This is a genomic window from Mycobacterium sp. NGS39, assembly GCF_059812765.1.
In genome coordinates, this window is sequence record NZ_JCALDH010000013.1 from 29,452 (window position 1) to 40,244 (window position 10,793).

Sequence of the window (10,793 nt, forward strand, 5' to 3'; positions counted from 1 at the left end):
TACGCTACCCGTCATGACCGAGCGACCGACCACTCTTTGCGAGGCCTTTCAGCGAACCGCAAGCATCGATCCGGACGCCGTTGCGCTGCGCACCCCAGGTGACACCCAGACACTCACCTGGCGCCAGTACGCCGACCAGGTTCGGCGGGTGACCGCGGGACTGGCGGGGCTGGGTGTCAAACGCGGGGACACGGTATCGCTGATGATGGCCAACCGGATCGAGTTCTATCCACTCGACGTCGGAGCGCAACACCTGGGCGCGACCTCGTTTTCGGTGTACAACACCTTGGCGGCCGAGCAGTTGGCGTACCTGTTCGGCAACGCGGAAACCAACGTGGTGATCTGCGAACAGCAGTACGTCGACCGCATCAAAGCCAGCGGCGTGGCCCTGGACCACATTGTCTGCATCGACGGCTCGCCGCCGGGCTCCGTGCCGCTCGAGGACATGCTGGCCGCCGCGCCTGCCGACTTCGATTTCGAATCAGCCTGGCGCGCAGTCGAATCCGACGACATCGCGACATTGATCTACACCTCGGGCACCACGGGAAACCCGAAAGGCGTGGAGATGACCCACGCAAACCTGTTGTTCGAGTCGTTCGCAGTGGCAAGCGTGCTCGACGTCCATTTCGGCGATCGGATCACGTCGTTTCTGCCGTCGGCGCACATCGCCGACCGGTGGAGCTGCCTTTACAGCCAGGAGGTGTTCGGCACGCAGGTGACTGTCGTCTCGGACACGAAGGCGATCGCCGCGGCGCTGCCTGACGCGCGTCCCACGATTTGGGGCGCGGTGCCGCGGGTATGGGAAAAGCTCAAGGCCGCAATCTAATTCGCCGTCGCCAACGAGTCCGACGAGACTCGGCGCCAGGCCTTACAGTGGGCGATGGCCGTCGGCGCGAAGAAAGCCGCGGCACTGCTGGCCGGCACTGAAGTGCCCGACGATCTCGCCGCCGAGTGGGCACAGGCCGACGAACTGGTGTTGTCGAAGCTGCGGGCCAAACTCGGTCTGGACCAGGTGCGGTGGACGGTGTCGGGTGCGGCGCCGATCCCCAAGGAGACGCTGGCGTTCTTCGCCGGGCTCGGCGTGCCGATCGCGGAGGTGTGGGGCATGTCGGAGCTCAGTTGCGTCGCCAGCGTGAGCCATCCGCGGGAGGCAAAGCTCGGCACCGTCGGCAAGCTGCTGCCGGGTCTGGACTACAAGATCGCCGCCGACGGCGAGTTCCTGGTGCGCGGTCCGCTGGTGATGAAGGGCTACCGCAAGGAGCCGCAGAAGACGGCCGAGGCCATCGACGCCGACGGCTGGCTGCACACCGGAGACATCCTGGAAGTCGACGACGAAGGTTTTCTGCGGGTGGTCGACCGTAAGAAGGAATTGATCATCAACGCCGGCGGCAAGAACATGTCACCGGCCAATATCGAAAAACACGATCAAGGCCGCCTGCCCGCTGATCGGTGCGATGGTCGCCATCGGCGACGCGCGGCCGTACAACACCGCGCTGATCGTGCTCGACGCCGAGTCGGCGGCGCCGTACGCCGCGCAGCACGGGCTGGCGGACGCGTCGCCGCAGACGCTGGCCGGCCATCCGGGCGTGATCGCGGAGATCGCCGCGGGGGTGGCCGAAGGCAACAGGAAGCTGTCCCGGGTCGAACAGATCAAACGGTTCCGCGTGCTCCCGACCTTCTGGGAGCCGGGCGGCGACGAGGTCACGCTCACCCTCAAGCTGCGCCGGCGTCAGATCAACGAGAAATACGCCGCGGAGATCGAGGAGTTGTACGCCCCACGGCCGGGGGAGCAGGTCTACGAGCCGGCTGTCAGCGGGGTGCCTGCGTAATCGCGCCGACCACCAGCCAGGCGGCGGTGCCGGCGGCCGCACCTACGAGCACGGCTGACGCCACGTTCGTCGTCACCAGCCCGGCAACCACAGCGACCAGGAAGCCGACGAGCAGGCCCACGACCTTGTAAAGCGGCCACGGAACACCGGCGATCGTCACCTCCGGGCCCTTCGGAGAGGCGATCGCACGGATGCGCTCGGCCGTCGTCATAGGTTCAGGATACTCCCAGAGAAAGATTTCGGGCAACCGAAACACCGTGTGTCGCCGGCCTGCGCGTATGGTGGGGCGTATGCCCTTGTCTGGTGAATATCCCCGAGTCCGTGGGACTGGTCTCGCGAGCAGGCCGAGAAGTACATGGAATCCGGCGGCACCGAGGGCACCGACATGCAAGGCAAGCCGGTGGTCCTGCTGACCACGGTCGGCGCCAAGACCGGCAAGCTGCGCAAGACCCCGCTGATGCGCGTCGAGCACGACGGCCAGTACGCGATCGTCGCCTCGCTGGGCGGCGCACCGAAGAACCCGGTCTGGTACTACAACGTCAAGGCCAATCCCCGGGTGGAGTTGCAGGACGGCACCGAGACCCACGACTACGAGGCCAGGGAAGTCTTCGGTGACGAGAAAGCCGTCTGGTGGGAGCGTGCTGTGCAAGCCTGGCCGGACTACGCGAAATATCAGGAGAAGACCGACCGCCAGATCCCGGTGTTCGTGCTCACCCGAGTGGATTGACCTGCATGGTTGCTGGCACCATTGACCGGTGTCCGCTGAACCGAGCCTGACCCGCACCGATGGGCCGCTGTCCGCGGCCGACGTCGACGCGGCGGTGAAGCGAATCTCCGGCGTGGTGGCGCCGAGTCCTCTTCAGCTCAGCGAACGCCTGTCCGCGGCGACCGGCGCCACGGTGTACTTCAAGCGCGAAGATCTGCAGTCCGTCCGGTCGTTCAAGCTGCGCGGCGCGTACAACCTGCTGATGCAGCTGACCGACGAGGAGCGCAAGGCGGGTGTGGTGTGCTCGTCGGCCGGCAACCACGCGCAGGGTTTCGCCCACGCCTGCCGCTCGATGGGCATCAAGGGCCGCGTCTACGTTCCCCGCAAGACGCCCAAGCAGAAGCGTGACCGCATCCGCTACCACGGCGGCGAGTTCATCGAACTGATCGCCGTCGGCTCCACCTACGATCTGGCCGCCGAAGCCGCGCTCGAGGACGTCGCCCGGACCGGGGCCACGCTGGTGCCGCCGTTCGACGACGTGCGCACGATCGCCGGGCAAGGCACCATCGCCGCGGAAATCCTCGAACAGCTCGACGAAGAGCCCGACCTGGTGATCGTGCCCGTCGGCGGCGGGGGACTGATCGCCGGCATCACCACCTATCTGGCAGAGCGCACGTCGAACACCGCGGTGCTGGGCGTGGAGCCGGCGCGGGCCGCGGCGATGATCGCCGCGCTGGCTGCCGGCGGACCGGTGACGCTGGAGCACGTCGACCAGTTCGTCGACGGCGCGGCAGTCAACCGGGCCGGCACGCTGACCTACGCCGCGCTGGCCGCCGCCGGCGACATGGTGTCGGTGACGCCGGTCGACGAGGGCGCGGTGTCCACCGCGATGCTGGACCTGTACCAAAACGAGGGCATCATCGCCGAGCCGGCGGGTGCGCTGTCGGTGACGGCGCTGCTGGAAACCGATGTGGTGGAGCCGGATTCGACGGTGGTGTGCCTGATCTCCGGCGGCAACAACGACGTGTCACGCTACGGCGAGATCCTGGAACGGTCTTTGGTGCACCTTGGCCTCAAGCACTACTTCCTGGTGGACTTCCCGCAGGAGCCGGGTGCGCTGCGGCGCTTCCTCGATCAGGTCCTCGGGCCCAACGACGACATCACGTTGTTCGAATACGTGAAGCGCAACAATCGCGAGACCGGGGCGGCCCTGGTCGGCATCCAGCTCGGATCGGCGGAGGACTACGACGGACTGCTCACCCGGATGGCCGCGTCCGACATGGACGTCGAAGTGCTGGCGCCCGAATCGCCGGCGTATCGCTACCTGATCAACCCGTAGCGCTCACGCCGGCTGTGCCACCGAAATCCCATGATCATCAACAGCATCCGCTAGACGACTGTCGTAGGTGACGACAGCCCGAAGATCAGGCGCAGTGAGCGCGGCGGCGAGGTGGATAGCATCGAGCGTCCGCAGTCTTAGAGGCGGTAGAGTTGCCGCGTTTTCGAGGAGCCTGTTGCTCAGCGGTACGAGGTGAAGCGTAGCGATAACGTTTCGCGCGTTGTGAGCAGCTTCGCTGGACCCACGCAGCGCAGCGGCTCTGAGCAATTCCGTCCGAGCCAAGGCGGCGCTCATCTGGACATCGGAGCGGTATTGACGGAGATACGCTCTGAGCGCGGACGTCTCGGCTTCGACGACGGCGAGCTTTACCAGCGCAGAACTATCGAGGTACAGCTGCATCACCGTTCGTCAGCCCGCAATTCCGCCAGCGCCCCCGAGAGATCAATTCCACAGTCCAAAGGCTGCACGTCGAGCAGTTGGTCCGACGACTCCGGCGGAGTGATTTCGCCGCGAAGGATGAGGTCGCGCCATGGGTCTTCCACGGCCGGGACGATTCTGGCCACCAAACGACCTCGCTGAGTCACTTCGACAGTTTCTCCCTGCGCGACACGGGCGATGTAGCGGCTCGCGTTCTGGCGGAGTTCGCGAAGACCGATCCTGTCCATGTAGCACACCGTAGCACAATGCCGCTGCCCCGCGTTGACCAAGCCGTAGCCGCCTACGCCGCGCGCACGATCGCAAACGAGTGCCCCGCGAGACGTATCCGCGAGCCGTCGACCACCGGTTCCCCCCAGGCCAGCACCACCTCGCCGCTGACCGGCACCAGCGCCGGCTCGGCGCCGATGTTGCAGGCGATCGAAAGCGCCCCGCGCCGCATCACCAGCCAGCCCTGGTCCTCGTCGTAGTCGACGCGGAGGTGCTCGAGCCACGGGTCGGCGAGGTCAGGTTCGTTGTGCCGCAACGCAATCAGTTGCTGGTAGACGTGCCACAGCTGGGCGTGCTCACCGAGGCTCACCTCGTCCCAGTCCAGCTTGGACCGCAGGAACGTCTGCGGGTCTTGTGGATCGGGGATCTCGTCGGCATCCCAGCCGTGGTGAGCGAACTCCGCCTTACGGCCCTCGGCGGTGGCCCTGGCCAGCTCCGGCTCCGGGTGCGAGGTGAAGAACTGGAACGGATGCGACGAGCCCCACTCTTCACCCATGAAAAGCATTGCCGTATAAGGGGATCCGAGCGCCAGCGCGGCCTTGACCGCCAGCTGCCCGAAGTCGAGGTTCTGCGACGGCCGGTCACCGACGGCGCGATTGCCGACCTGATCGTGGGTGCAGGTATAGGCCAAGAGCCGGGTAGCGGGGATGGTCTTCTTGTCCAGCGGCCTGCCGTGCCGACGACCCCGGAACGACGAATACGTCGCCGCGTGAAAGTAGCCGTTGCGCAGCGTGGTGGCCAGCACTTCCAGTGTGCCGAAATCGCCGTAGTAACCCTGCCGTTCACCGGACACCGCGGCGTGGATGGCGTGGTGGATGTCGTCGTCCCATTGCGCGGTCATGCCGTAGCCACCCGCCTCGCGCGGGGTGATCAGCCGCGGGTCGTTGAGGTCGCTTTCGGCGATCAACGACAGCGGACGGCCGAGTTCGGCTGACAGAGCGTCGGTTTCGGCGGACAACTCCTCGAGGATGTGGATGGCCGTCGTGTCTACCAAGGCGTGCACCGCGTCCAAGCGCAGGCCGTCGGCGTGGAAGTCGCGCATCCAGCGCAGCGCGCAGTCGATGATGTAGCGGCGCACTTCGTCGGCGCCCGCGTCGGACAGGTTGAGACCCTCACCCCACGGGTTGCTGCCCGACGACAGGTACGGACCGAACCGGGGCAGGTAATTTCCCGACGGCCCAAGGTGATTGAACACCGCGTCGATCAGCACACCCAGCCCGTGCCGGTGGCAGGCGTCGACGAACCGCACCAGCGCGTCGGGTCCGCCGTAAGGTTCGTGCACTGCATACCAGAGCACGCCGTCGTAACCCCACCCGTGCGTGCCGGCGAACGCGTTGACCGGCATCAGCTCGACGAAATCCACGCCCAGGCGCACCAGGTAGTCGAGCTTGTCGATCGCCGAGTCCAGCGTGCCCTCAGGGGTGAACGTGCCGATGTGCAGCTCGTAGATCACCGCACCTTCGATGGAGCGGCCAGACCAGTTCTGGTCCGACCATGCGTCAGCCGCCGGCTGCCACAACTGCGAGCGCTCGTGTACGCCGTCGGGCTGCCGCGGTGAGCGGGGATCCGGCAGCACCTTCGGGTCGTCGTCGAGGACGAACCCGTACCGCGCGTCGGGCGCGGTGTCGACGGTCGCGCGCCACCAGCCGTCGTCGCTGCGTTGCATCGGATACAGGGTGCCTTCGACGTCGAGCTGCACCCGCTCGGGGATCGGCGCCCAGACCGCGAAGTCAGTCATCGGTGCGCTCCAACAACGCCACCGGCAACTCGCCGAACAACTCGACGGCCGACACGTCGCCCTCGAACAGCTTGCCCGTCAGGACATCGGTCCACCGACCGGCTGGCAGCGCGAGAGCCGTGTCATCCCAACCGGTTTCGGCTAATCGTAACGTCCAGCGGCTGACCGCCACCACGACGTCGTCGCCCCGGCCGAATGCGACCAGATGAGCGCGGGACCGCCCCGTCGCAAGCATCGGCGTGTAGCGGCCGGCGAGGAAGGTGTCGGGACGCCGGCGCCTCAGCCGCAGCGCGGATGCGGTCACGCGCATCTTCGGATGTTCGAGCGCCGCAAGGGCGGACCGCCGCACCGCATAGTCGACGGGCCGGCGGTTGTCCGGGTCGACCAGGCTGTCCTCCCACAGCTCTGTGCCCTGGTAGACGTCGGGCACACCGGGCGCGGTGAGCTGCACGAGTTTCTGGCCCAGTGCGTCGTTGCGGGCATGCGGGTCGAGGCGGGCCACCAAGCCGGTGAGCTCCGCGGCGATATCCCCGGAGATCACCGTATCGAGCCATCGGTGCACGGCGGATTCGAAGTCGTCGTCCGGGTCGTTCCACGACGTGCGGGTGGCTGCCTCGCGCATCGCCTTCTCGGCGTACCCGTGCAGCCGATCGCGCAACTCCTGCGTGACCACACCGTCTGCTGGCCATACGCCGAAGATGTTCTGCCACAGAAACATTCCCGTCGTCCGGTCCGGTGCCGGCGATCGCTGCTCCCAGCCGCCGACGAACTCCGCCCACAGCGACGGGACTTGCGACAGCACACCGATCCGGGCGCGCACGTCCTCGCCACGTTTGGTGTCGTGGGTCGACAGCGTCGTCATGGCCGATGGCCACAGCCGCGCCCGGTCGGCGGCTCGCTGGTGGAATTCGGCTGCGCTGACGCCGAAGCGGTCCGGTTCGCCGCCGACTTCGTTGAGCGACACCAGCCGGGCGTCGCGGTAGAACAAGCAGTCCTCCACCGACTTGGCTGTCGCGGCACCGCAGAGCTGCTGCAGGCGCACCGCGGGCTCGTCGTGCGCGAGAGCAGCCGTCACGATCGCCAGCGCCTCGGCCAACTGCGGTTCCGCGGTGACGGTTTCGGCCAGGGCGGCGGGCAGCACCGCCGCCAGGCACAGGTAATCGGAGCGGTACAACGGAATTCGGCTGACCAGCGCGGCCACCGCATCGGCCAACTGCGGATGACCAGTGCCGGTGACCCGGACGATCGCGCGGCACAACCGGCGCAACTCGCTGGCCAGTGTGCGAGTGACGGTGGTGGCTTTGAGTGTGCGGGCCAGCTCCGGCATGGTCGCGTAGTCGGTGCCTGCGGTCTCGAACAATGTGGTGAGAGCGGGCTCGCCGGTGGGGTCGACGAACAGGCCGCCGATTTCGCGCAACGCGTCATAGCCGGTGGTGCCCGCGATCGGCAGCGTTGGATCAAGCGCCTCGTCGACGGCGAGGATCTTCTCGATGACGATCCACGCGTCCGGGCCGGCGATTTCGCGCAGCCACGCGAGATATCCCGTCGGGTCGGACAACCCGTCGGGATGGTCGACCCGCAAGCCGTCGACCAGGCCGTCGGCGCACCACCGCCGGACCTCGACGTGGCTGGCGTCGAACACTTCGCGGTCTTCCTGTCGCAGCCCGGCCAGTGAGGTGATCGCGAAAAACCGTCGATAGCCGCACAATCCGCGCCGCCAGCCGATCAGCCGGTAGTGCTGGCGGTCGTGCACCTGAGGTCCGGTGCCGTCACCGGTGCCCGGTGCGATCGGGAACGCCAGGTCGCCGAGGCGCAGCAGGTCGCCGTCGACGGTCAGCTGGTCGACGTCCTCGTCGGAGCCCAGTACCGGCAGCGCCAGCTTGCCGTCGACACCGTTGTCCGGGGCCCAGTCGATGTCGAAGTACGTGGCGTACTGTGATTCCCGGCCGTGGCGCAGCACATCCCACCACCACGGATTCTGTTGTGGCGCATCGACACCGAGATGGTTGGGGACGATGTCGACCACCAGTCCCAGTCCACGCGTGCGAGCGGCGGCGGACAGCTGCGCGAATTCGTCGGCGCCGCCCAACTCGTCGAAAACCGACGTCGGATCGGTCACGTCGTAACCGTGCGTGGAGCCTTCGACCGCGGTGAGGATCGGCGACAGGTAGACGTGGGTGACGCCGAGGTCGTCGAGGTAGTCGAGCAGGCCTTCGGCGTCGGCGAAGGTGAACGCCTCGCCGCTGGCCGGCCCGCGCATCTGCAGCCGGTAGGTGGACACCACCGGGTGGGGACTCACGCTGCTCTTCTCAACACGATCACCGAACGCGCCTCCATTGTGATTTTCTCGCCGGCCCGCACTGTCAGATCGGTGTTTCCCACCGGGTCCGCGGTATCCAGGCATCCCTGCCACAGGCTGCCATAAATACCTTGCGGCACAACGACATCTAAGTCATGGCCATGTGCGTTAAAGCACAGCAGAAAGGAGTCGTCGACGACCGGATATCCCCGCGCGTCGGGCTCGGGAATGGCCGCACCGTTGAGGAACACTGTGACGGCTTTGCCGAATGCACTGTCCCAGTCTTCGAGTGTCATCTCCTGGCCGGCCGGGGTGAGCCACGCGATGTCGCGGATCTGCGCGCCGGTGCGGATCGGCGTGCCCGCGAAGAAGCGGCGCCGGCGGAATACCGGGTGGTCCTTGCGAAGCTTGGTCACCTTGCGCGCGAACGCCAGCAGTTCGGCGTTCTTCTCCGTCAGCGACCAGTCGATCCAGGACAACTCGGAATCCTGGCAGTAGACGTTGTTGTTGCCCCGTTGTGTGCGGCCCATCTCGTCGCCGTGCGCGATCATCGGCGTGCCTTGGGAAATCATCAGCGTGGCAAGGAAATTGCGCATCTGCCGGCAGCGCAGCTTGATGATCTCCGGGTCGTCGGTGGGTCCTTCCACGCCGCAGTTCCACGACCGGTTGTGGCTTTCGCCGTCGCGGTTGTCCTCGCCGTTGGCCTCGTTGTGCTTCTCGTTGTAGGACACCAGATCGTGCAATGTGAACCCGTCGTGCGCGGTCACGAAGTTGATGCTGGCGCTGGGCCGGCGCCCGGTCGCTTCGTAGAGGTCCGACGATCCGGTCAACCGCGATGCGAACTCGCCGAGAGTGGCCGGCTCACCGCGCCAGTAGTCGCGCACCGTGTCGCGGTACTTGCCGTTCCACTCCGTCCACAGACCCGGGAAGTTGCCGACCTGGTAGCCGCCCTCGCCGACGTCCCACGGCTCGGCGATCAGCTTCACCTGGCTCACCACGGGGTCCTGCTGCACCAGGTCGAAAAACGCGGAAAGCCGGTCCACGTCGTGTAATTCCCGCGCCAGCGTCGCCGCGAGATCGAACCGGAAGCCGTCGACGTGCATCTCCAGCACCCAGTAGCGCAACGAATCCATGATGAGCTGAAGAGTGTGGGGGTGACGCGCGTTGAGGCTGTTGCCTGTGCCGGTGTAGTCCCTGTAATAGCGCAAATCCTCGTCGACGAGCCGGTAATAGGCGGCGTTGTCGATGCCGCGAAAGTTGATGGTGGGCCCCAGCTGATTGCCCTCGGCGGTGTGGTTGTAAACCACGTCGAGAATCACCTCGATACCCGCCTCGTGAAACGTGCGCACCATGGTCTTGAACTCGGCGACGGCGGCACCGGGCTGGCGGACCGACGCGTAGGCGTTGTGCGGCGCGAAGAAGCCGAAAGTGTTGTAGCCCCAGTAGTTCCGAAGGCCGAGGTCGAGCAGCCGGAAGTCGTGCATGAACTGGTGCACCGGCATCAGCTCGATCGCGGTGACGTTCAACGACAGCAGGTGCTCGATGACCGCGGGATGGCACAGGCCCGCGTAGGTGCCGCGCAGCTCCTCGGGCAGGCCGGGATGGGTCTGCGTCATGCCCTTGACGTGGGCCTCGTAGATGATCGTCTCGTTGTACGGCCGCCGCGGCGCGCGGTCGGAGCCCCAGTCGAAGAACGGGTTGACCACGACGCTGGTCATCGTGGAGCCCAGTGAGTCGAGCATCGGGCCCTTGACCGACGCGGAGTCGTCGTGTTCGGCGGCGGCAAGGTCGTAGGAGAACAGCGCCGGGCCCTTGGTGAACTCGCCGTCGAAGGCCTTACCGTACGGGTCGAGCAGAAGCTTGCTCGGATCGCAGCGGTGCCCGGCGGCCGGCTCCCACGGCCCGTACACCCGGAATCCGTAGCGCTGGCCCGGGGTGACGCCCGGCAGGTAGGCGTGCCAGACGAACCCGTCGACCTCGTCGAGCCGGATCCGGTCTTCGGTTCCGTTCCGTTCGATCAAGCAGAGCTCCACTTTCTCGGCGACTTCGGAGAACAGCGAGAAGTTGGTGCCAGCGCCGTCGTAGGTTGCGCCGAGCGGATACGGAGTGCCGGGCCACACTGTCGCCAGGATCGGCCCGGTGTTCGGATTCGAGTCACTCGTGGCCACGATTCGACC

At 66.5% G+C, this 10,793-nt stretch carries 7 protein-coding genes and 2 pseudogenes; 3 read left to right on the forward strand and 6 right to left on the reverse strand.

The annotated features are described in order from the left end of the window. Positions 1-13: 13 nt before the first annotated feature. A pseudogene (fadD11, locus tag AC5Y39_RS17660) lies at positions 14-1,829 on the forward strand (fatty acid--CoA ligase FadD11). Here fadD11 and AC5Y39_RS17665 read toward each other — a convergent pair. Beyond that, positions 1,810-2,040, reverse strand: coding sequence for a hypothetical protein (locus AC5Y39_RS17665; protein ID WP_500020417.1), 231 nt, complete (start codon positions 2,038-2,040; stop codon positions 1,810-1,812). The pseudogene fadD11 and the gene AC5Y39_RS17665 overlap by 20 nt on opposite strands. Positions 2,041-2,119: 79 nt before the next feature. On the opposite strand from AC5Y39_RS17665, the pseudogene AC5Y39_RS17670 reads away from it, so the two are divergent. Next, positions 2,120-2,556: pseudogene (locus AC5Y39_RS17670) on the forward strand (nitroreductase family deazaflavin-dependent oxidoreductase). Between the two features lie 28 nt (positions 2,557-2,584). Further along, positions 2,585-3,874: a threonine ammonia-lyase IlvA gene (ilvA, locus tag AC5Y39_RS17675; RefSeq protein ID WP_499909921.1), complete on the forward strand. Its 1,290-nt coding sequence runs from the start codon at positions 2,585-2,587 to the stop codon at positions 3,872-3,874. A gap of 3 nt (positions 3,875-3,877) precedes the next feature. Here ilvA and AC5Y39_RS17680 read toward each other — a convergent pair whose 3' ends face one another. The 5 genes from AC5Y39_RS17680 to glgX are packed head-to-tail and all read right to left on the reverse strand — an operon-like array spanning position 3,878 to position 10,784. Continuing rightward, positions 3,878-4,273 carry a type II toxin-antitoxin system VapC family toxin gene (locus tag AC5Y39_RS17680; protein WP_500020419.1) on the reverse strand — a complete coding sequence of 132 codons (396 nt, stop codon included), beginning with the start codon at positions 4,271-4,273 and terminating at the stop codon, positions 3,878-3,880. Beyond that, positions 4,273-4,539, reverse strand: coding sequence for a type II toxin-antitoxin system Phd/YefM family antitoxin (locus AC5Y39_RS17685; RefSeq protein WP_499909925.1), 267 nt, complete (start codon positions 4,537-4,539; stop codon positions 4,273-4,275). The genes AC5Y39_RS17680 and AC5Y39_RS17685 overlap by 1 nt, the downstream gene beginning before the upstream one ends. Before the next feature lie 53 nt (positions 4,540-4,592). Continuing rightward, positions 4,593-6,317, reverse strand: coding sequence for a malto-oligosyltrehalose trehalohydrolase (treZ, locus tag AC5Y39_RS17690; RefSeq protein ID WP_500020421.1), 1,725 nt, complete (start codon positions 6,315-6,317; stop codon positions 4,593-4,595). Continuing rightward, positions 6,310-8,616 carry a malto-oligosyltrehalose synthase gene (gene treY, locus AC5Y39_RS17695; RefSeq protein ID WP_500020423.1) on the reverse strand — a complete coding sequence of 769 codons (2,307 nt, stop codon included), beginning with the start codon at positions 8,614-8,616 and terminating at the stop codon, positions 6,310-6,312. Before treY ends, treZ begins: the two co-directional genes overlap by 8 nt. Beyond that, complete coding sequence (gene glgX, locus AC5Y39_RS17700; protein WP_500020425.1) at positions 8,613-10,784, reverse strand: glycogen debranching protein GlgX; 2,172 nt, start codon at positions 10,782-10,784, stop codon at positions 8,613-8,615. Before glgX ends, treY begins: the two co-directional genes overlap by 4 nt. Positions 10,785-10,793: the final 9 nt, after the last annotated feature.